At 69.4% G+C, this 20,181-nt stretch carries 20 protein-coding genes; 12 read left to right on the forward strand and 8 right to left on the reverse strand.

Annotated elements, in window-relative coordinates:
* Position 1: 1 nt before the first annotated feature.
* Positions 2 to 397, reverse strand: coding sequence for an OB-fold nucleic acid binding domain-containing protein (locus ACFVBH_RS06885; RefSeq protein ID WP_379000465.1), 396 nt, complete (start codon positions 395 to 397; stop codon positions 2 to 4).
* Between the two features lie 143 nt (positions 398 to 540).
* Here ACFVBH_RS06885 and ACFVBH_RS06890 point away from each other — a divergent pair, with 143 nt between their 5' ends.
* Positions 541 to 1,254 carry an alpha/beta fold hydrolase gene (locus ACFVBH_RS06890; protein ID WP_379000467.1) on the forward strand — a complete coding sequence of 238 codons (714 nt, stop codon included), beginning with the start codon at positions 541 to 543 and terminating at the stop codon, positions 1,252 to 1,254.
* Between the two features lie 268 nt (positions 1,255 to 1,522).
* Here the strand turns inward: ACFVBH_RS06890 and ACFVBH_RS06895 are convergent, their stop codons facing one another.
* Positions 1,523 to 2,392 carry a DUF3710 domain-containing protein gene (locus ACFVBH_RS06895; RefSeq protein WP_354991604.1) on the reverse strand — a complete coding sequence of 290 codons (870 nt, stop codon included), beginning with the start codon at positions 2,390 to 2,392 and terminating at the stop codon, positions 1,523 to 1,525.
* Positions 2,393 to 2,394: 2 nt separating this feature from the next.
* A complete protein-coding gene (gene dut, locus ACFVBH_RS06900) occupies positions 2,395 to 2,895 on the reverse strand; it encodes a dUTP diphosphatase (RefSeq protein ID WP_354991599.1) in 501 nt (166 codons plus the stop codon).
* Positions 2,896 to 2,947: 52 nt separating this feature from the next.
* Here dut and ACFVBH_RS06905 point away from each other — a divergent pair, with 52 nt between their 5' ends.
* Positions 2,948 to 3,460, forward strand: a complete 513-nt coding sequence (locus ACFVBH_RS06905) for a DUF3093 domain-containing protein (RefSeq protein WP_379000471.1) — start codon at positions 2,948 to 2,950, stop codon at positions 3,458 to 3,460.
* Between the two features lie 213 nt (positions 3,461 to 3,673).
* Here the strand turns inward: ACFVBH_RS06905 and ACFVBH_RS06910 are convergent, their stop codons facing one another.
* A complete protein-coding gene (locus ACFVBH_RS06910; protein ID WP_327145210.1) occupies positions 3,674 to 3,976 on the reverse strand; it encodes a DUF4193 domain-containing protein in 303 nt (100 codons plus the stop codon).
* Positions 3,977 to 4,435: 459 nt separating this feature from the next.
* Here ACFVBH_RS06910 and cei point away from each other — a divergent pair, with 459 nt between their 5' ends.
* Positions 4,436 to 5,113 carry an envelope integrity protein Cei gene (cei, locus tag ACFVBH_RS06915; RefSeq protein WP_354991601.1) on the forward strand — a complete coding sequence of 226 codons (678 nt, stop codon included), beginning with the start codon at positions 4,436 to 4,438 and terminating at the stop codon, positions 5,111 to 5,113.
* A gap of 115 nt (positions 5,114 to 5,228) precedes the next feature.
* On the opposite strand, the gene ACFVBH_RS06920 is transcribed toward cei, so the two are convergent.
* Positions 5,229 to 6,143 (reverse strand): inositol monophosphatase family protein, encoded by a 915-nt coding sequence (locus tag ACFVBH_RS06920; RefSeq protein ID WP_379000474.1) that lies wholly within the window; start codon positions 6,141 to 6,143, stop codon positions 5,229 to 5,231.
* An 81-nt stretch (positions 6,144 to 6,224) separates the two neighbouring features.
* On the opposite strand from ACFVBH_RS06920, the gene ppgK reads away from it, so the two are divergent.
* From ppgK to ACFVBH_RS06935, 3 genes are all read left to right on the forward strand, one after another.
* Positions 6,225 to 6,983, forward strand: coding sequence for a polyphosphate--glucose phosphotransferase (gene ppgK, locus ACFVBH_RS06925; protein ID WP_354991602.1), 759 nt, complete (start codon positions 6,225 to 6,227; stop codon positions 6,981 to 6,983).
* 149 nt (positions 6,984 to 7,132) lie between these two features.
* Complete coding sequence (locus tag ACFVBH_RS06930; protein ID WP_354991603.1) at positions 7,133 to 8,533, forward strand: RNA polymerase sigma factor; 1,401 nt, start codon at positions 7,133 to 7,135, stop codon at positions 8,531 to 8,533.
* Positions 8,534 to 8,814: 281 nt separating this feature from the next.
* Positions 8,815 to 9,825 carry a fatty acid desaturase family protein gene (locus ACFVBH_RS06935; protein ID WP_379000477.1) on the forward strand — a complete coding sequence of 337 codons (1,011 nt, stop codon included), beginning with the start codon at positions 8,815 to 8,817 and terminating at the stop codon, positions 9,823 to 9,825.
* Positions 9,826 to 9,985: 160 nt separating this feature from the next.
* Here ACFVBH_RS06935 and ACFVBH_RS06940 read toward each other — a convergent pair whose 3' ends face one another.
* Positions 9,986 to 10,738 (reverse strand): hypothetical protein, encoded by a 753-nt coding sequence (locus tag ACFVBH_RS06940; RefSeq protein WP_379000479.1) that lies wholly within the window; start codon positions 10,736 to 10,738, stop codon positions 9,986 to 9,988.
* A 545-nt stretch (positions 10,739 to 11,283) separates the two neighbouring features.
* Here ACFVBH_RS06940 and ACFVBH_RS06945 point away from each other — a divergent pair.
* The gene (locus ACFVBH_RS06945) at positions 11,284 to 12,126 is read left to right on the forward strand and encodes a hypothetical protein (protein WP_379000482.1); all 843 of its coding nucleotides are present in this window, start codon (positions 11,284 to 11,286) and stop codon (positions 12,124 to 12,126) included.
* Positions 12,127 to 12,167: 41 nt separating this feature from the next.
* Here the strand turns inward: ACFVBH_RS06945 and ACFVBH_RS06950 are convergent, their stop codons facing one another.
* Entirely contained in the window at positions 12,168 to 12,464 is a 297-nt protein-coding gene (locus tag ACFVBH_RS06950; RefSeq protein WP_379000484.1) for a hypothetical protein, read from the reverse strand.
* A 34-nt stretch (positions 12,465 to 12,498) separates the two neighbouring features.
* Entirely contained in the window at positions 12,499 to 12,774 is a 276-nt protein-coding gene (locus ACFVBH_RS06955) for a DUF4242 domain-containing protein (protein WP_379000486.1), read from the reverse strand.
* A 183-nt stretch (positions 12,775 to 12,957) separates the two neighbouring features.
* On the opposite strand from ACFVBH_RS06955, the gene ACFVBH_RS06960 reads away from it, so the two are divergent.
* The 5 genes from ACFVBH_RS06960 to ACFVBH_RS06980 all read left to right on the forward strand — a co-directional run bounded on the left by ACFVBH_RS06960 (position 12,958) and on the right by ACFVBH_RS06980 (position 20,003).
* A complete protein-coding gene (locus ACFVBH_RS06960) occupies positions 12,958 to 14,862 on the forward strand; it encodes an AAA family ATPase (protein WP_379000488.1) in 1,905 nt (634 codons plus the stop codon).
* Positions 14,768 to 15,538: a LuxR C-terminal-related transcriptional regulator gene (locus ACFVBH_RS06965; protein WP_379000491.1), complete on the forward strand. Its 771-nt coding sequence runs from the start codon at positions 14,768 to 14,770 to the stop codon at positions 15,536 to 15,538. The genes ACFVBH_RS06960 and ACFVBH_RS06965 overlap by 95 nt, the downstream gene beginning before the upstream one ends.
* 168 nt (positions 15,539 to 15,706) lie before the next feature.
* Positions 15,707 to 17,083: a cutinase family protein gene (locus ACFVBH_RS06970; RefSeq protein WP_379000493.1), complete on the forward strand. Its 1,377-nt coding sequence runs from the start codon at positions 15,707 to 15,709 to the stop codon at positions 17,081 to 17,083.
* Positions 17,084 to 17,371: 288 nt separating this feature from the next.
* The gene (locus ACFVBH_RS06975) at positions 17,372 to 18,319 is read left to right on the forward strand and encodes an MHYT domain-containing protein (protein ID WP_354987077.1); all 948 of its coding nucleotides are present in this window, start codon (positions 17,372 to 17,374) and stop codon (positions 18,317 to 18,319) included.
* 94 nt (positions 18,320 to 18,413) lie between these two features.
* The gene (locus ACFVBH_RS06980) at positions 18,414 to 20,003 is read left to right on the forward strand and encodes a Na+/H+ antiporter (protein WP_354987076.1); all 1,590 of its coding nucleotides are present in this window, start codon (positions 18,414 to 18,416) and stop codon (positions 20,001 to 20,003) included.
* The last annotated feature ends 178 nt before the right edge of the window (positions 20,004 to 20,181 follow it).

A 20,181-nucleotide genomic window follows, 5' to 3' on the forward strand; every position in this document is an offset into this window, starting at 1 on the left:
GTCAGGAATTCCCACGGAGTTCGTAGTAGGGGTTGTAGATGACCTTGCCGCCGTCGCGTCGTTCGCCGACGCGGCCGCGGACCAGAATACGTCTCCCCGGCTCCAGACCGGGGATGCGACGCCGACCGATGAAGATCAGCGACACACTGTCGGTGCCGTCGAAGAACTCGGCCGAGAATTCCGCACCCGCGGACTTCGGACAGGTCTCGACGCTGCGCAGCCGCCCGAGCATGGTGACCTCTTCGCCGCGCCTGCACTGCGACGCCTGACACGCGCCGGACGCTTCGGACGTCTCGGCGAGCTCTTCGGCATCCAATCGATCCAGATCCGCCGTCAGGCGCCGGCTCAATCGCCGGAAATAGCCTGACGGGGTGTCCTTCCCACCCGTGGATGGCATCTCGCACGCTCTCCTGTAGAGCAACACGGCGTGGGTCGCACGTCGTTCGTTTCTTGCCACGCGATCGGCTGTGGCCGTACACCGCCACTGTAGAGGTGAGTGCCTCCCCTCGCCACGCGCGCCCGTCGCAGTACGCTCGCCCGGTGCCCGATCTCCCCACTCCGGCGGTCGCCGTCGCCCTGCCCGGAACCGGCTCCGACGCCCACTTCGCCCGCCGCGCCTTCGAATCCGCCTGCACCGCAGCCGGTATTGCCTGCGTCGCGGTGGATCCCGACCCGCTGCGCGTGATCGAGAGCTATCACGCGGCGCTGGACGCCGCCGCGCGGTCGGGCCCGATCCTGATCGCGGGCATCTCCCTGGGCGCGGCGGTCGCGGTGGACTGGGCCGCCCGGCACCCCGAAGCCACGTACGGCGTGGTCGCGGCCCTGCCCGCCTGGACCGGCGCGGACACCACCGGCTGCCCCGCCGCGCTCAGCGCCGCCGCCACCGCGGCCCAGCTGCGCGCCGACGGCCTGGACGCGATGATCGAGCGCATGCGCGCCTCGAGCCCCGCCTGGCTCGCCGACGCCCTGACCCGGTCCTGGCGCTCCCAGTGGCCGGATCTGCCCGCGGCCCTGGAGGAAGCGGCCGCCTACGCCTGGCCCGAACCCGGCCTCCTCGCCGCGATCACCGCCCCGGTCCACATCGTGGGCGCGGTCGACGACCCGGTCCACCCGATCGCCGTGGCGGAACGCTGGACCGCCCTGATCCCCGACGCCCGCCTGCACCGCATCACCCTGGACGAGCTCGGCGCGGACCCCGCGATCCTCGGCGCCCGCGGCATCGCCGGCCTGCTCCCCCGCGTCGCCTCGCGCTGACCACCCGGGTCCCCGCCGAATTCCGCAACCCTCGGTAACCGGCGGCCTGCTTCTCGCCTCGTCCGGCCCGCACCGGCTCGGGTGCACGTTTCAGCCGTGCCCGGGCGGTGGGTAACCGCCGAGGGGCGAGAAGCGATTCGCACCCGGTCGGCACGACCCGGCATTGTCGGCTCGCGGTGTGCCGAATCTCATGACAGCAGAACGGCCTTCGCACCGTCGGGTGCGAAGGCCGTTCGCGTACTCGCCCTGTTCGGGGCGGGGTGGCTGCCTAATTCAGGCCGAGCTGCTGCATCGCCGAACCCTCGGCGCCGCGGCGCGGCTCCTGGGGGGCGGCGGTCGGGATCGGCTGGGGGCCGCCCTGCATCGCGGCGAGCTGGGCCGCCATGGCCTGCTGCTGAGCGGCCAGCTGCTGCTGATGGGCGGCGGCGAGCTGGTCGGCGAGCTCCTGGGGTAGGACCACCGGGAGCGGTTCGCGCACGGGAAGCGGCTCGTCCCCGCGTCTGACCACGGTTTCGCTCATGATCGCGCGGGCCGCGGTCACCAGCGGCGCACCGTCGACGGCCGCGCCGGACGGGCCGGCCGCGACCAGGCGCACCATCCAGCGGTAGCCGTCCACGCCGATGAACCGCAGGTCCGCACCCTCGGTGACCGCGTGCAGCTCCCGGCCCCACGGGCCGTTCTGCACCGACACCTGGGCGCCGTCCTTGCGCAGGGTCTCGGCGAGATCGGCTGCCACCGAACGCCATTGACCCGCGGACTTGGGCGCGGCGTAGGCGGCCACGGTGATGCGGCCGTGCTCGGTGGCCAGGTGCACCGCCTGCGGGGTGCCGTCCGGGGTCATCTCGACCTGCAACTGTCCGCCCGGCGGCACCGGCACGATGACCGATCCCAGATCCAGGCGCTGCTCGGACACCGTGCCCAGCCGATCGGCGACGTCGTCGTAGTTGTAGGGGCCGGTGCGGTCATCACGCTCCGGCGCCTCGTACGCGGGCTCGGGCTCGGGCTCGGCGTAGCCCTGCGTCGCGAACTCGTCGGTGTCGTCGGAGTACTCGGCGTCGTCGTCGTACTCGTCGTAGTACTCGTCGCCGTACTGACCGGAATCCTCCGGCTCACCGCTGCGCTTCTTCTTCCCGAACATCGTCATGCCTCCTTACCGGCAACCTGGCCCACCCCACCGGATCCCGCGGTCAGGCTCGCGTGCCCACCGCTCGATCCGTATCCTCCTGCGCCACGCTCGGTGTCGTCGAGCGAGTCCACCTCCACGAATTCCACCAGTTCCACCCGCTGCACCAGTAGCTGCGCGATGCGGTCGCCCCGCCGGAGCTCGATGGGCGTGCGCGGATCGTGATTGATCAGGCACACCTTGATCTCGCCCCGGTACCCGGCATCGACCGTGCCGGGGGTGTTGACGACGGACAGGCCCGCTTTGGCCGCCAGCCCCGACCGGGGATGGATCAGCCCCACCGTGCCCATCGGCAGCGCCACCGCGAGGCCGGTGCCGACGAGCACCCGTTCTCCCGGTTCGATGATGACGTCCTCGGTGGTGCACAGGTCCACGCCCGCGTCGCCCTCGTGAGCGCGCGTCGGTACGGGCATGCTGGGATCGAGCCGCAGCAGGGGAACAGTCGGAATACCGGTCACGTGGGCCGAGCCTACGCGTTCGGCGTCCAACTCATTGACCTAGTCTGATGTCGTGTCCGACCAGTCCCCTCAGGTGAGTACCGAACCCCAGCGCCAGAGCGAACCCCTCTACTCCGAGCGCCTGTGGGTGCCACTGTGGTGGTGGCCCGTCGGATTGGCGATCACCGGCCTGCTGGCCGCCGAAATTCACATGGGCGCACCGGGAATCCGGGCGTGGCTGCCGTACGTGCTGCTGTTCCCGATTCCGGTGTGGGTGCTGCTGTGGCTGTCGCGGCATCGGGTCGAGGTGGTGCGCGACGCGTCGGGGACGCCGGAGTTGCGGGTCGATCGCGCGCATCTGCCCGCGACTTTCGTCGCGCGTGGCGCGAGCGTGCCGGGCAGTGCCAAGAGCGCGGCGCTGGGCCGTCAGCTCGATCCGGCCGCCTACGTTCAGCACCGGGCGTGGATCGGTTCGCTGGTGCTGCTCGTGCTCGACGATCCCGATGACCCGACGCCGTACTGGCTCGTCAGCACCCGTCGTCCGGAGCGGGTGCTGACCGCGCTCGGCATCGAGAACGCGAGCTGAGTTCTCCCCCCGCGGCGCCTGTTCCGACGCCAAAAAACGCTGCCTGATGGGGCAGCGTTTCATCGACCCGAACGAATCCGGATGTGTGCGTTGTGTCGAGCGCCGGCCAGTACCGGCCAGCGCTCGTTGTTACCCGGGCTGAAACTGGCCGCGCTCGGTGTCCCGAGCGCGGGCAGACGGAACTTCCTGCTCAGGGCTGTTCGGCAGAAGTACTCAGGCCGCGCAGTCCATGCAAATCAGCTGCCCGCTCGCCTCGCTGGCGAGACGGCTGCGGTGGTGCACCAGGAAGCAGCTCGAGCAGGTGAACTCGTCGGCCTGCTTCGGGATGACCCGGACCGAGAGCACCTCCTCGGACAGATCCGCGCCGGGAAGCTCGAACGACTCCGCGGTATCGGATTCGTCGATATCCACGACGGCGGATGCCGCCTCGTTGCGACGAGCCTTCAGCTCCTCCAGCGAGTCCTCCGACACTTCGTCGGTTTCACTACGCCGTGGTGCGTCATAGTCGGTTGCCATGTCGTCTTCCCCTCGTCCTTACTCCGTAGATCCCGGACCGGCTCCCGGCGACCCGATTCCCGAGGGAACCGAACCGGCCTTCGCCGCCCCGCCCGTGGTGTACGCCACACGTACACCGGTCACCGATCGGGCCGGATGCTCCTGATCCGCACCGGATCGCGCTCGGTCAACGCAGGACATGCCCTTGTTGTTCCCGAAATCGAACCCCCGATTCAACCCGGGCGATACGATCTGGGCCGCCAGACAATAGCGGACCCCGGCCCAAAAGTCGCAATCAAAACACGCGTGATTCGAAACTGAGGGGTAATCGTCACCGCCGGGGGAACGGTCCGAGACCTAGCTCACCGCTGCCGTGATCTTCCCGCGCCCTGATCACGATCCGGCCGACTTGCCGAGAAGTAGGGCGGCTTACCGGTGCCTTGCGCGCGCTGGACCTCTCGTGTTCGTAGAGTGATGTCCGTGGTTTCACTGATCACCCAAGGCAACTCGACCGACCCCAAGGGGCGGCACTTCATCCGGCGACGCTGGGAGCCGTGGGCAGCCATGGTGGGCGTCATAGCCGTGATCTGCGTCGCGGTGTGGTTCCGCGCGCTCACGACGGCCGAATCGGACCAGGGTGCGATGTCCTGCAATTCGCCCAGCCCGGCGTCCAGCACCAGCGCGCCCGCTCCGGCCCCGATGGGCACGCGTCAGGGACAGGGGTTCCTGCGCGATGTGGAGCCGGTGCCGCTGTCGCAGTCCAAGGTGCGCGTGTTCAACGCCAACGGGCAGCGCGGGCAGGCCGCGCACGTCGCGGCGGGCCTGGGTGACCTGGGTTTCGCCAGCGCGCCGGACGTGCAGGTGGGCAACGACCCGGTCTACGTCAACGGAGATCTGGAGTGCACCGGCCAGATTCGGTTCGGGGTGAGCGGGCGCCCGGCCGCCGCGGCGGTGCAACTGGTCGCGCCGTGCGCGGAACTCATCGAGGATTCTCGCGGCGACGACACGGTGGATTTCGTGCTCGGCTCGCTCTTCCGCGATCTGCGGCCGAGCACCGACGCCGAGGAGGTGCTGCGGGCGTTGAAGAACGCGCCGGCGGGCACGTCGCCGGCGATCGACTCCAAGTTGCTGTCGGCCGCCCGGCACGCCAAGTGCTGAACCCGGGTTCCTGACCGGCTCTCGGAACCGTTTTCACCGATCCATCGGGACCGCTTCACCGATCGCCGCGCCCCACCCGGGGCGCGGCGATTCGCGTTCTGTCAACGGGTCTGTCCTACTGCGGGATAGGGGCCGTGACACCGAGTTTTTCGAGCAGACCGGTCAGTTCGCCGGCGATGCCCGGCGCGGCCGCGACCACCAGTTCGCCCGCCGCTCCCCCGGTGCCGGGCTCGGGCAGGATGAGTTCCGCGCCCGCCTCCGCGGCGATGAGCGCCCCCGCGGCCCAGTCCCACAGATTCAGCCCGTGCTCGTAGTGGGCGTCCACGCGGCCCTCGGCGACCATGCACAGGTCCAGGGCGGCCGAGCCCACGCGGCGGATGTCGCGGATGTGCGGGAGCACCTGGGCCAGCAGTTCGCCCTGGCGCGCGCGGCGGCGGGTGCCGTACCCGAATCCGGTCGCCACCAGCGCCAGTGAGACCTCGGCAATCCGATTGCAGTGCAAGGGAATCTGCGACGCGTCCGGGCCGGTGCGATGCGCGCCCTGCCCGAGCCCGGCGCTGTAGGTCACCCCGCCGGCGACGTCGGCCACCGCGCCCGCGACCGATCGCCCGCCGCGCACCGCGGCCACCGAGACCGAGTACGCGGGGATGCCGTAGACGAAGTTGACGGTGCCGTCGATGGGATCGACCACCCACTGCACGGCCTCCGGGTCCGCCAGCAGGGTGCCGCCGTCCTCTTCTCCGACCACGTGGTCGCCGGGGCGCAGTTCGGCGACGAGGCGGCGCACCAGGTGTTCGGTTTCGGTGTCGACGATGGTGACCGGGTCGGTGGGGGTGCTCTTGGATTGCACGGCGTCCCCGGCGACCGCGCCCGATTCGAAGACCTGGGGGCGGCGCGTGCGCACGTGTGCGGCGGCGGTTTGCGCGAGATGTACCGCTACGCGGCGTAGTTCGGCGATGTCGGCCACGGCGGAGGTCGAGGTGGTGTTCGATGCGGTGGTGGTGATATCGGATTCCGGCACGATGCCCATCGCAGCACAGATCCGGCACACCGCGCATTAGGCTTGTCGTGCACACCACACCTCATCAGCCGGGAGAACGGGGAGTTCGTCATGTCCAAGCGGGGCCACGCGTTCGGAATCGACATCGGCGGCAGCGGTGTCAAGGGCGCCGCGGTGGACTTGGCTACCGGTGAACTAATCCAGGAGCGGATCAAGGTCGCGACCCCGCAGCCCGCCACGCCCGCCGCGGTGGCCGAGACAGTGGCCAAGGTCGTGGCCCAGGCCGGTTGGGACGGCCCGGTCGGCATCACGATGCCGAGCGTGGTGATCGGCGGGCTGGTCCGCAGCGCCGCCAATATCGACAAGACCTGGATCGGGGCCGACGCGCGCGCCCTGTTCAGCACGGCGCTGGGCGGTCGCGAGGTGACGGTTCTGAACGACGCCGACGCCGCCGGACTCGCCGAGGACACCTACGGCGCGGCCAAGGATCTGCACGGATTGGTCATGTTGCTGACGTTCGGGACCGGGATCGGGTCCGCGATCATGTACAACGGAGTGCTCGTGCCCAACAGCGAGCTCGGCCACATCGAGGTCGACGGGCGCGAGGCCGAGCACCGGGCGGCCGCCTCGATCAAGGATCGCCAGGGGCTGAGCTACCCGGAATGGGCCGTGGAAGTCAGTAAGGTGCTCGTGACGCTGGAAAACCTCTTCTGGCCGAACGTGTTCGTGGCGGGTGGCGGCATCAGTCGTGACCACCACGAATGGATTCCCTTGCTCACCAACCGAACTCCCGTTGTGGCAGCGGATTTGAAGAACACCGCCGGCATTGTCGGAGCCGCGATGGCTGTGTCTAGCGGTATCGCACCGTAAGCAGCCTGGTTCGATCGTTACAATGGAACAAGACCGGCGGCAAGCCGGTAAAACCAACCCGGCACTCGCGCCGGTATCCCCCGACAGACCGCTCCGCCGGATCACCACTCTGGCGTGACGCCGCACGAGACCGTCACGAAAGGGCGTACGTGGTAGCCACGAATACCCGAGAGACCGCCGAATCGGCTGACGAAGCCGACTCCGCAGATTCCACCGCAGCACGGCCGGTCAAGAAGGCTGCCGCCAAGAAAGCTCCGGCCAAGAAGGTGGCGGCCAAGAAGGCCGCAGCCAAAAAGGTCGCCGCCAAGAAGGCGCCCGCCAAGGCCGCCAAGGCTGCTCCGAAGAAGGCCGGCGCCAAGAAGGCCGAGATCGGGCCCGACGGCGAACCGATCGAGATCGCCGAGGACGAATCGGTCGAGCTCGAGGATCTCGGCGACCTGGAGGTCGACGAGACCGATCTGGTCGACGAGGTCGTCGAGGACGAGGCCGAGGAAGCCGAGGAGGGTGAGACTCCCGAGGCCGAAGAGGCCGAGGAGCCCTCCGAGAAGGACAAGGCCTCCGGCGACTTCGTCTGGGACGAGGAGGAATCCGAGGCCCTGCGCCAGGCGCGCAAGGATGCCGAGCTGACGGCTTCGGCCGACTCGGTCCGCGCGTACCTGAAGCAGATCGGCAAGGTCGCGCTGCTGAACGCCGAGGAGGAGGTGGAGCTGGCCAAGCGCATCGAGGCCGGGCTCTACGCCACCGAGAAGCTGCGCGAGTTCGCGGAGAAGGGCGAGAAGCTCACCGTTCAGTTGCGCCGTGATCTGCAGTGGATCATGCGTGACGGCAACCGGGCCAAGAACCACCTGCTCGAGGCGAACCTTCGACTCGTGGTGTCGCTGGCCAAGCGCTACACCGGCCGCGGCATGGCGTTCCTGGATCTGATCCAGGAAGGCAACCTCGGTCTGATCCGCGCGGTCGAGAAGTTCGACTACACCAAGGGCTACAAGTTCTCGACCTACGCGACGTGGTGGATCCGCCAGGCCATCACCCGCGCCATGGCCGATCAGGCCCGCACCATCCGTATCCCGGTGCACATGGTCGAGGTCATCAACAAGCTGGGCCGCATCCAGCGCGAGTTGCTGCAGGACCTGGGCCGCGAGCCCACGCCCGAAGAGCTCGCCAAGGAAATGGACATCACGCCGGAGAAGGTGCTGGAGATCCAGCAGTACGCGCGTGAGCCCATCTCGCTGGACCAGACGATCGGTGACGAAGGCGATTCGCAGCTCGGTGACTTCATCGAGGATTCCGAAGCGGTCGTCGCGGTCGACGCGGTCAGCTTCACCCTGCTCCAGGACCAGCTCCAGTCGGTGCTGGAAACGCTCTCCGAGCGCGAGGCGGGCGTGGTCCGGCTGCGTTTCGGCCTGACCGACGGTCAGCCCCGCACCCTGGACGAGATCGGCCAGGTCTACGGCGTGACCCGCGAGCGGATCCGCCAGATCGAGTCGAAGACGATGAGCAAGCTCCGCCACCCGAGCCGCTCCCAGGTCCTGCGGGATTACCTGGATTAGTCATCACCATCGGAACGGGCCGCCGAGCTATTCGCTCGGCGGCCCGTTCTGGTTTTTCCGGGATAGATCAGTCCGACTTCGCGTCAGGTGTGCGCGGTGGCAACAGAATTCGGGCGGCTGCCCGTGTCCGCTAGCACATCGGACCCCAATTCCATGTCATACCAAGGGGTTACAAGGGACGAGAATTTCGGCGATAGCTTCGGGTCATGACGACATCTGCGTTGGGGTCCGAGTCAGGGCCGCGGTCGCCGCGGCGGGGTGCGGAGGGGGACTATGCCCGGTTGTTGCGGCGGATTTCCGACGCGGGGCTGATGGAGCGGCGGCCGGTGTACTACGGGGTTCGGCTGAGTTCGGTGGGGGCGGCGTTCGTGGGCGGGTGGGCGGCGTTCGTGCTCGTCGGGGACTCGTGGTGGACGCTGGGGATCGCGGCGTTTCTGGCGGTGGCGTTCGCTCAGGTCGCGCTCGTCATGCATGATGTCGCGCACCGGCAGGTGTTCCGGCTGCGGCGGCCGACGGAGCTGGTGGGGCGGGTGGTCGGCAACGCCGGCATCGGGCTGGGATACGGGTGGTGGCAGGACAAGCACACCCGGCATCACGCGAACCCGAATCACGAGGAGCTCGATCCCGATGTCGCGCCGGACATTCTTGTTTGGTCGCAGCGGCAGGCCCGGTCCAGTCGCGGGATGGCGCGGTTCATCGGGCGGGCGCAGGCGTTCCTGTTCTTTCCGCTGCTGTTGCTCGAGGGTCTGAACCTGCACGTGGCGGGTGTGCGGGCGCTGCGGAACCGATCCGTCAAACATCGGGGACTCGAGGGCGCGCTGCTGTTCGGGCACTTCGCGATCTATCTCGGCGCGCTGTTCGCGGTGTTGCCCGCCGACAAGGCGCTGGCGTTCTTCGCCGTGCACCAGGGATTGTTCGGCCTGTACATGGGCTGCATCTTCGCCCCGAATCACAAGGGCATGCCGACCCTGACCGGCGATGATCGTCCCGATTACTTCCGCCGCCAGGTCCTGACCTCCCGCAACGTCCGGGGCGGCGCGCTGACCGACTTCGCGCTGGGCGGGCTCAACTATCAGATCGAGCACCACCTGTTCCCGAGCATGCCGACCCCGAACCTGCGCCACGCCCGGCCGATCGTGCGCGACTACTGCGCCGAGGTCGGCGTGCCGTACCACGAGACCGGTCTGATCTTCTCGTATCGCGAGGCGCTGACGCATCTGCATCGCGTCGGCGCTCCCCTGCGCACACCGACTTCGGTCTCGGATGCCGAAGTGCCGCAACGCAATCGCTGAATCGCGGTGATCCGTCCCCGCAATGGCCCGGCACGGCCCCGTTGCCGCACGGCTTCAGGGCCGAGTCGTGTTCGGTTGGTGTGGAACCGGTTTGTTTCGTAGGTGCGCAGGACCGGAGACGTGGTGACCGGCCGAAGCGGGCGGTGGCGTCGACTGCTGGTCAGCGCGGGGCGGGGTTGAAGGTGAGGGAAGGCGGGGGCTTCCAGGTGTACGAGGTCGGGGCGTAAGTCTTCGGGGGCGAAGGGACTTTCGGGGACTTCGACGGTTCTTCGTAGATGAAAATCGCCCAGCCCAGCGCGGCGAGGAACGCGCTGACCACGGCCGTCGTCACCACCTTCCGGCGGGTGGACAGCGGCGGGGCGGCGGCTGAGCCGAAAGCTGCCGGTGCGGGCCGGGCCAAGCTCGCGGATCGTTGGCGCTGGACCGCTCTCGCCTCGGAGAGGACGGTGATGATCATGCCGTCCAGCCCGCTCAGGGTCGTGCCCAGCACGTCGGTTTGCAGGAGCGTGAGCAACTCCTTGGGGGCCATGCCATCCCGTAGCGCACGAGAGGCGGCCGAGTCGTCGGCTACCAAGCCGATGGCGACCAGGCCGAGCGGGATGGGCAGCAGCGCGTAGCGGTGTGCCAGGCGCCAGGCGACATCCAGGGCCAGGGCGCAACTGTCGGTGAGGGGGATCCGTTCCCAGTACCAGGCGCCGTGCTTCGGCGGGTCGATGACGAGCTTGTCCGCTATCGCGTCGATGCTCCCGGTGTTCAAGCAGATTCGCGACCAGTCACCGGAGGTGTCGGCACGCATCAATTCGACCACCAGCGTGTGGGTGTCGACGGGTCCGCGCACCCGCAGCGCCGCCGCACTCCGTAGTGCGGCCTCCACCGTCGAATGCAATGGAATGCCGGCGAAATTGCGGATCATGAACAGCCCCCCGTCCGCGCTCCGGCGCACAGAGCGGCGACAACTCGATGTTCCCAGAATTCGAGTTCGCCCCACAAGGCAATTCCGGCGGCGGCCGGGCCCCCGTCCGAAATAACCCGCAGCTATCCATATCCCGGTTCGCGCAGACGAAAAGCGTTCGGACCGCCGCGTCCTACGCGACGGCCCGAAGGCGATGTCGACGGGGTTCGGCGCAGCGGCAGCGAGCCGAACCCCCCGAGGTTCACAGGCCGGAGCCGGAGCCCCCCGATCCGGTGTTGGCCAGGATGGTCAAGATGATCGTCTGCAAAACTCCGGCGACGGACCCTACGTATTCCACGGTGTTCCTCCGAGATTCTCAGCGCCGACTGTCCGGCGTGCCCGGAAACCTAACTCAGCAAACATCTGGAATGTATCTGTTTCACCAAAGTCACAGGTAATCAGCTATCCGGCAGCCACTGATCGGGACCGTGTGTCCGGTGAGTGGGACCGGATCGCGGCTTCGAGAATTCACCGGCCGCCGCCCTGAAACGAATAGGGTTTCGCACGTGGAGATCGTGGTCGAGAGCGCGCCGCTGGCAACCGAATGCGGGCGGTGCCGGGCCGCGGTCCGGGTCGTTGTTCGCGACGTGCTCGACGGCGACGCGCGGTGGTGGAGCCTCGAGGGAGAGTGCCCGGAGTGCGGAACCGACCGGCAGGAGTCGGCTTACGGACCGCCACCCGCCGGGTTCCGGGCGGCGATGCTGGCGATGAACGGAACGACTCGCCTGCGGATCGCGACGGGCAGCCTGTCGATTGCGGGGGCGATGCGGGTGTTGCGGCGGGCGGAGGCGCTCTCGATGGCGGACGCTCGGGCCGGGGCCGACGAGCTGCTGGCCGAAGGCAGCGCGGGGACGCGCGTCGAGATGGAGGTTCTCGCGCGGCAGCTGCGAGCGGACGGGGCGATCGTCGAGATCGAGCCGGGGCCCGGGGCCGGTTCGGCCGCGGCGCAATCGATCCGGCCGCGCGAGGTACACAGCGTCGCGGCTCCGACAAAGATCGGCGAGCAGGCGGACTCGTTCGAGGCCGTGCCGGGCACCCTCACCGCCGACGACGTGGCGCGGATGCTGCGGTATCTGCGGTCGGCGACGGTGATCGTGGTGGCCGCGAGCAGGGCGCCGGACCCGTTCGCGCTCGGGCGGCCCGGGGCGCGCGTCGGCATCGGGGTGGTGACCGACGGCGAGTGGGAATGGCCCCTGGCGTGGGAGGACTACGTCGGAACGCACGCGGTCGCTCCCCCGGCGGAATTCATGGCGCACGCGGCGGCTCGCGGGTGGATCGCGCCGGAGCTGCCGGAGGCGCGCGTGCTCGAGTTCGCCCGGCGGCTCGGGATACCCGAGGGTGACGAGTAGGGAGTCGCACACCGCCCGTGCGGCGAGCCGCCGGCCGCGCCTCAGGTCACCCCCGCCGGTTCCCGCGAAACCTTCTCCGCGAGTAGCACATAGCGCACGTACCACAGCAGCATCAGGGCCGAGCTGAGGGTGTGGAACAGGTGCAGCGCCCAGATCGGGCCCGGGGGAAGGTCCAGGACGTAGACCATGTAGATCAGGTTCCCCAGATTGGCCAGGGTGATGTTGGCGGGGCTGTAGGAGCGTACGTCCTTGGTGCGGAGGGCTTTTGCCAGCATGGGCAGGGTGCTGGCGGCGAAGACCGCGCTCGCTATCGCACCCGCGATCACGGGGACCTGCACTGGGGTAACCCCTTTCGAATGGTCGGGTCGGAGGTCAGGGGGTGGCGGTGTGCGGGCCGAACTCGCCGGCCACCTCGACGACGAGGTCGGCCGGGAAGCCGCCGCGGCGAGCGTGTTCGCGCACGGCGTCCGCGTCCTCGGCCTCGTGCAGGCAGTACAGCTTGTCGCCCGCGACGTAGCTGGTGATCCAGCGGTAGGGCACGCCGAGCGAGGTCACCGCGGCATTGGACTGCTTCGCGATACCGGTGAGCTCGGCGGCGCTGAGGCCGGCCGCGCCGGGGATGTCACGTTCGATGAGGTAGCGCTTCATGATTCGGGCTCCCGTTGTGTGTGGTGCGAGTTCCGATGCGGTCGCGATCGGTGACTTCAACGTTCGGCCATCGCGGCGGCGAAATCATGGGGGTCGATTCCCTATCTTCGGGCCGCGCGCCCGAGTCCCGAACCCCGGTATCCAGGGTTTTCGCAGCCCGTCACCAGCGGTAATATCCCGGAGGTGAGACTCACCGAGCGCGAGTACGAGCTCGGTGAGCTCGCATCCCGGGCCGCCGCGGCCCGCGCGGGCCGGGGCGGCGCGGTCCTGGTGTCCGGCGAATCCGGGGCGGGCAAGACCGCCTTCGTCGAAGCCTTCCTCGACCGCCACACCGAGGGCGAACAGGTGCTGTGGGGCGCGTGCGATCCGCTGTCCACGCCCCGCCCGCTCGGCCCCCTGCACGATCTCGCCGACCGCTTCGACGACGCCACCCGCGCCCTGCTGCGCGGCGGCGACCAGTCCTACGACATCTTCGCCGCCGTCTTCGGCGCGCTCCGCCCGCAGCCGTCGATCCTGATCGTGGACGACCTGCACTGGGCCGATCAGGGCACCATCGATCTGTTCCGTTTCCTGCTGCGCCGGGTCGCGCGCACCCCGCTGCTGCTGATCGGCATCGCCCGCGACGACGAGGTCGGCGCCGCCCATCCGCTGCGCGGACTGCTCGGCGATATCGCGCGGTCGGCGCACGCGTGCACCCTCACGGTGCCGCCGCTGAGCTTGGACGCGGTCACGACGCTGATCGCGGACCGGCCCGTCGACCCGCGCCGGCTACACGAGGTGACCGGCGGCAACGCCTTCTTCGTCTGCGAGATGCTCGACCATCGCACCGATGAGCTGCCCGCCACCGTGCGCGATGCCATCCTGGCCCGCACGGCCGGGTTGGACACCGCCGCATGGGATCTGCTGCATCTGCTGAGCTGCGCGCCCGGTGCGATCGCCGATCATCTGCTCATCGATCTCGGCGTCACGCTCCCCGCCCTGCGCGCCCTGGACGACGCCGGACTCATCAAACGCAACGACCGCGGCGTGGCGTTCCGGCACGACCTGTGCCGCCTGGCCGTCACCAGCGTCATTCCGCCCGGTGCGGAACCGGGTCTGCACCGCCGGTTCATCCACGCCCACTACGCCGCCGCCCGCCCGGATCCCGCCGTCATCACCCATCACGCGGTGGGCGCGGGCGACAGCGACCTGATCGCCGAGGCCGCCGCGGCGGCCGGGCGCGCGGGCGCCCGCTCGGGCGCGCACACCCAGGCCGCCGAGTTCTTCCGCCTCGCCCTCGATCAGCACCAGCTGCCGCCCGAGACCGAAGCCGAGCTGCTCGAGCTGCTGGCCGCCGAGTACTACCTCACCGACCGGCTGGACGACGCGATCACGGCCTGCCGCACCGCGATGCGCCTGCGCGAAGCCATGAACGCGCCGGTCGCGGTGAGCGCCGATCATCACGCGCTGGCGGTGTACCAGTGGTACAACTCCAACCGCGAGCTCGCCGACGAGCATGTGAGCGCGGCGATCTCGGCCCTGGACGGCGCCGCGGCCGACCTCGCGACCCTCACCCAGGTGGGCCACGCCTTCGCCCTGCAGGCGTATCTCGCGGTCCAATCGACCCGGCTCGAGGCCGCGACGGCGCTGCTGGCCCGGGCCCCGCGAGATCGCGACCGCCGCCGCCGATCCGCTGCTGCTGGTGCGGGTCGGGATCGTGGAGAACATTCACGCGGTCGTCTCCGGCCGGACCGTCGCCCGCACCGAACTGTTGCACACCCTGGCCACCGGCCCGCGGCACATCGACGAGATCTATTCCAGCGGCTACACGAACCTGTCCTATTTCGATGTGGAACAGCGGCGGCTCGGCCCGGCGGCCGAGCTGCTCGAGGTGTGCCTGCCGCTGATGGTCGAGCACGATCTGCCCGTATGCCATGTGGTGCAACTGGGTTCACGCGGCCGGCTCAAACTGCTCACAGGCGACTGGCCCGGCGCGCTGGCGGACGCGGACGCGGTGCTGGAGGCCGCCGGTGCACCGCTGGCCCGGGGCTGGCCGCTGTTGATCCGCGCGGTGGTGGCGCTGCGGCGCGACGGCGACGACGCCGGTGAAATCGATCGCGCGTGGCAGCTCGCCGGCAGCTACGGCGAGCCGGTGCGCATGCTGCCGGTCGCGGCCGCGATCGTCGAGCGGATCTGGCTCACCGGGGCCGCCGATGATCGGCTCGGCCGGTGCCGGGACCTGCTGGACACCGCGCCCGCGCACGGATTGGAATGGGCGCGTGGGGAATTGGCGATGTGGCTGCGGCGCATCGGGGAGCCGGTGACCGCGGACGCGGTCGCCGAGCCCTATCGGCTGCTCGCCGCCGGGCAGTTCGAGCGGGCCGCCGCGGCCTTCACCGACCTGGGCACGCCCTACGATGTGGCGCTGGCGCTGGCGGAGTCCGGCGACACCGCGTCGGTTCGACGGGGTTTGGACATCCTCGACGAACTCGGCGCGGCCGCGGTGGCCGCCAAGGTGCGCTTCGACCTGCGCGCCGGCGGCGCGCGGGGCGTACCCGCCCCGCGCCGCGCGTCGACCCGCGCCAATCCCGCCGGTTTGACCACACGGCAGATCGAGGTGCTCGCGCTGCTCGCCGACGGCGTCACCAATGCCGAAGTGGCCGAACGGCTCTACCTGTCGGTGAAGACGGTCGATCATCACGTCTCCGCGATTCTCACCAAGCTCCAGGTCACCAATCGCCGCGACGCGGTCCGGCGCGCACGGGACGCGGGCATCCTGACCTGAGCGGCGGGCAGGCCCCGCGCCATCGCACCCGCAAATCTGAAATGAAACCGTGTCTGAAAACCGGTGCGCGCGGGCCGCCGAATCGCGACAATGAGGCTCGGCAGTGCGGTGGAGCCCAACCTCCACCGCACTGCCTCGAAACACTATCGGCAACAGAGGAATTGAACAATGAGCAGCCTGGCGACCTCTTGCGCGGCGACCTTCGTCGCCGCGGCCGTCATGATCGGGACCGCGGTGACCGGCGACGCGCGCGCGGAGCCGCCCCGGGGTGCGCATCCGTGCACCCCGTACACCGCGATCTTCGCGCCGGGGACCTGGGAGACACGCAGCGACGCGGACCCCACGGTGCCGGTCGGCATGCTCCGGCCGATCGGCGACGGCCTGCAGCGCGAGTTCGGGCGTGACATCACCGTGCTCTACACCCCCTATGCCGCAAGCGCTTTCGACCAGGGGCTGAGCTACTCCGAATCGCTCAGCACACTCGAGGCCGGACTGCACGACACGCTCGGCAGCCTGTGCGCCTCGACCCGGGTGCTGCTGGCCGGCTACAGCCAGGGCGCGGACGGCATCGGCGACGTCGCGACCGAGATCGGCAACGGCGCGGGCCCGATCGACGCCGGCCGGGTGCTGGGCGTCGGCCTGCTGTCCGATCCACACCGCGATCCGAATACCACGCTCTCCCTGGGCAACCCGCAACCCGGTCACGGCATCGCGGGCACCCGCGGCCAGGACTTCGGCGCGCTCACCGATCGCGTGCGCACGATCTGCGCGGACGGCGATCTGTACTGCTCGCTCAATGCCACCGCCTCCCCGTTCCTGGCGGCGCTGGGCCAGGTGCTCAGTGGCGACCCCGCCCCGATCGCCGACCTCATCCCCAACACCTCTGACCCGAATCAGCTTGTCCAGCAGGCGGTTCAGGTCGGCGCGGGCTGGGCGGCGACGTCGGCCAACCTGCCCGCCGTGCTCGACGGACTCACCAGCCTGCCGGGCCTGATCGAATCCGGCGACATCCGGGGCGCGCACCTGATCGCGAGCGAGGTCAACGTCGCGCTGCGGCCGATCGTGGAGGCGGCCGCCGGCGTGGATCTGCCCCTGGTCGCCTCGGTCATCCGCGCCGCGGCCACCGTGGACCCCTCCGGCTGGACGGCCTCGGCCAGCGTCATCGCCGACGTCCTGACCGAGATCGACATCCTGCGCATCGCGGGCAACGTGGGCCAGCTCCAGGAGATCCTGTGGCACGCGGTCGAATCGCTGTCCCGCCAGGATCCGTTCGCCGCCGCCGCGGCGATGACCACCCTCATCCCCACCGGTCTCGACCTGGCGGGCTCGGTGCTCGGCCCGTTCGCCACCGCCGTGCGCGGGGATCTCGGCGTGGCCACCCGGACCCTGATCAATCTCAGCGAGCCGGACAGCGTCAGCGACCTGCTCGACCTGAGCCGTCAGGGCATGGACATGGCGAACTTCTATTCCTCGGGCGCGCATATCGACTATCTGGAGGACACCCAGACGCTGCTGGACTTCCTGGGATCCCAAGTCGTTTCCTGACTCGGCCGGAAGTGTGCTGCGAATCGCAGAAATTCGAAAGCGCCGCCGATTTCCCGGCGGCGCTTTTCTTTCGACCGGTCGGTCAATATCTACGGCGTCGCGAATTCCATTGCGGTACAAGGACTCCGGATTATCGGTGCTACACAGCGGACCTCCACTATCTCCACATGGAAGCAACCCCCAGGAAATAGCGTCTTTCAATTTCCCAACCGGTCGGCCGACCTGTAGTGTGCGCTCGGCGCGTTCGCATCTGGGGCGCGGAAACACCGTTCTGGCAATGGAGTTCGAGTGCTGGAGATTCATCACTTCACTTACGGGTGGGTCACACCCGTTCTGGCCTACATCATGTCCGTCGTGGGATCCCTGCTCGGATTGCGCTGTACCGCACGCGCCCGATCCGGCGAGGGCCGGCGTGGCTGGCTGGTAGCCGCGGCGGTCGCCATCGGCGGAACCGGTATCTGGGTCATGCATTTCATCGCCATGCTCGGTTTCTCGGTACACGGCGCCTCGATTCGCTACAACGTGCCGATCACCCTGCTCAGCGCCGCCATCGCCATGGTCGTGGTGTGGCTCGGACTCGCGGTCGTCGCCAGCGTGCGCTGGGGTGGCTGGGAGTTGCCTGCCGGTGGCGCACTCACCGGACTCGGCGTCGCGGCCATGCATTACGCGGGCATGTACGCCATGCACTCCGATGCCGAGTTCACTTACGACCCCTGGCTGGTGCTGCTGTCCGTGGTGATCGCGGTGGTCGCCGCGACCGTCGCGCTGTGGTTCACCTTGAACATCAATGGGATCCTCGCCACCATCGTCGCCGCGTTGATCATGGGCGTGGCGGTCTGCGGTATGCATTACACCGGCATGGCCTCGATGAGCGCACACCACGTCGCGAATGCGGGCGACCCGTCCGGCGCGGGCGCGATGGAACTGCTGGCCCCGCTCATGGTCACGGTCTCCATGGTGACGATGGTGCTCCTGATTCACGTGGGCCTGACCGAAGTGGACGAGGCGAGCCGCCGAATCACCGCGCCCGTCCGCGCGGCGGAGCCGGCGCCGGAACCCGCGGTGCGCGAATCCTGGTCCCTGCGTTCGAATTCGGCCGCCGCGCCGCGCCGCTCGGATTCCCCGCGCAACCCGGCCGACTACACCCCGGGCTTCCCGCCGCAGCCGGGCGTCCCCCAGGGCACGCCGCCGCGGAGCAACCCCTACGGTCCGCGCCCCGAATCCAGCGCATCCTGAGAGTTCCCCAGCCCGGCCGAGGGTTCCACAGAACTCGCTGAGAACATCGAGCGGGCGTTCGACTTTCCAGCGCATCGGCAGCAAACTGACTGACGTGGCTCACCACCAGTTGGAATTGATCTTCGTCGTCCTGTTCGCGACGATTCTGGCCCAACCGCTCGGCAAGCGGCTGGGCCAGGCACCCGCGGTGCTCATGACCGCGTTCGGCGTGGTTCTGGCCCTCATCCCACAGGTCCCGGAAATACACATCGACCCGAAGATGATCCTGCCGCTGGTGCTGCCGCCCCTGCTCTACGCCGCCGCCCGCCGCACCTCGTGGCGCACCTTCGCCGACAACTGGGGAGCCATCAGCCTGCGCGCGGTGGTGCTGGTCATCGTGACCACGGTGGTCGTGGCGTTCGCCTTCCACGCCTGGTACCCGTCCGTGCCCATCGGCGCGGCGCTGGTGCTGGGCGCGGTCGTCGCGCCACCGGATCCGGTCGCGGTCTCGGCGCTGGCCGGGCGGCTGGGCCTGCCGCGCCGCCTCGTCGCGGTGCTCGAGGGCGAGGGCCTGTTCAACGACGTCACCGCGATCGTCATCTATTCGGTCGCGTTGCAGGCCGTGGTCACCGGCACCTTCTCGGCCTGGCACGCCGCCCTCGATTTCGCGGTCTCCGCGCTGGTCGGAGTCGGGGTGGGCCTGCTGCTCGGCTGGCTGGGCAGCAAGATCATGCAGTGGCTGGACGAGGCGCCCTGGCGGGTGGCGCTGGGCCTCATGCTGCCCTTCGCCGCCTACGGCTTCTCCGAACTGGGCGGCGGATCGGCGGTGCTGGCCGTGCTGGTGTGCTCGCTGTACCTGACCGACGCGGCCACCGATTTCAGCGACAGCGACTACCGGCTCGTCGGTGATTCCTTCTGGGAGATCACCGAGATGCTGGTCACCGGTTTCGCCTTCGGCCTCATCGGGCTCGAGCTCAGCACCGTCCTGCACGACGCGGGCCCGGACTGGCCGCGATTCATCGGCGGGGCGGCCGTGGTGATCGGCGTGGTGGTCGGACTGCGTCTGATCTGGCTCATGTGCACCACGCTGGTGTTCCAGCGCGGGTGGCGTGATCGCGACGCCGACGAGCCCTACACCTGGCGGGAAACCCTGGTCACCTGGTGGGCCGGTATGCGCGGGGTGGCGACCGTGGCTCTGGCCCTTGCCATTCCGTTCACCACCGACACCGGCGAGCCCTTCCCCGGGCGCACCGAGATCCTGTTCACCGCGTTCGCGGTCGTGCTGTTCACCCTGCTGCTGCAGGGCCCGACGCTGCCCGCGGTCGTCCGTGCCACCGGGGTGCACGCCGACACCGGCCGCGAACGGGAGCTGGAGCGCGCGCTGTGGACCCGGGTCCTGGACGCGGAGCTGGCCCGGCTCAAGGAGATCGCGGCCCGCCAGGACATGCCCGAGGAGGTCTACGAACGCCTGCGCGACGGCTTCGAACGCCGTCTGGCCCAAGCGGATCCGGAAGCCGCCGACACCAACGCCAAACTCTCCACCGACCGGGCCGTCGCCTTCAGCAGGCAGATGCGCTCGGTCACCAACGAGGTGCTCGAGGCCGGGCGCGCCGAAGCGCTGTCCGCCCGTCGCGAACCCGGCATCGCCCCGGACGTGGTGGACCGCGTCATGCGGCGCCTGGACCTGCGCACCAAAGCGGGCTGAGCACGGGCTTGCGGGGTCTCGCGGGCCGGGACCCGCGCGACACGGCGCGATGCGCCCCCGGTGCGGGCGGCGCGAGTAGCGTTCGGGGCAGGCTCGGTGCGACAGGGCAGTCCGCCGATCCGGTATTCGGCTCACCCACCCCGGCTGCTCCCCCGCGGCCGGATCGGCGGCACCCAGC

The sequence above is a fragment of the Nocardia sp. NPDC057668 genome (assembly GCF_042799795.1).
Classification (GTDB): domain Bacteria; phylum Actinomycetota; class Actinomycetes; order Mycobacteriales; family Mycobacteriaceae; genus Nocardia.

Coding starts and splice junctions, on each gene's coding strand:
- ACFVBH_RS06885 (WP_379000465.1), bottom strand. CDS start 397: ATGCCATCCACGGGTGGGAAGGACACCCCGTCAGGCTATTTCCGGCGA.
- ACFVBH_RS06895 (WP_354991604.1), bottom strand. CDS start 2,392: ATGTTCGGGAAGAAGAAGCGCAGCGGTGAGCCGGAGGATTCCGGTCAG.
- ACFVBH_RS06910 (WP_327145210.1), bottom strand. CDS start 3,976: ATGGCAACCGACTATGACGCACCACGGCGTAGTGAAACCGACGAAGTG.
- ACFVBH_RS06920 (WP_379000474.1), bottom strand. CDS start 6,143: ATGGGCATCGTGCCGGAATCCGATATCACCACCACCGCATCGAACACC.
- ppgK (WP_354991602.1), top strand. CDS start 6,225: ATGTCCAAGCGGGGCCACGCGTTCGGAATCGACATCGGCGGCAGCGGT.
- ACFVBH_RS06940 (WP_379000479.1), bottom strand. CDS start 10,738: ATGATCCGCAATTTCGCCGGCATTCCATTGCATTCGACGGTGGAGGCC.
- ACFVBH_RS06955 (WP_379000486.1), bottom strand. CDS start 12,774: ATGAAGCGCTACCTCATCGAACGTGACATCCCCGGCGCGGCCGGCCTC.
- ACFVBH_RS06970 (WP_379000493.1), top strand. CDS start 15,707: ATGAGCAGCCTGGCGACCTCTTGCGCGGCGACCTTCGTCGCCGCGGCC.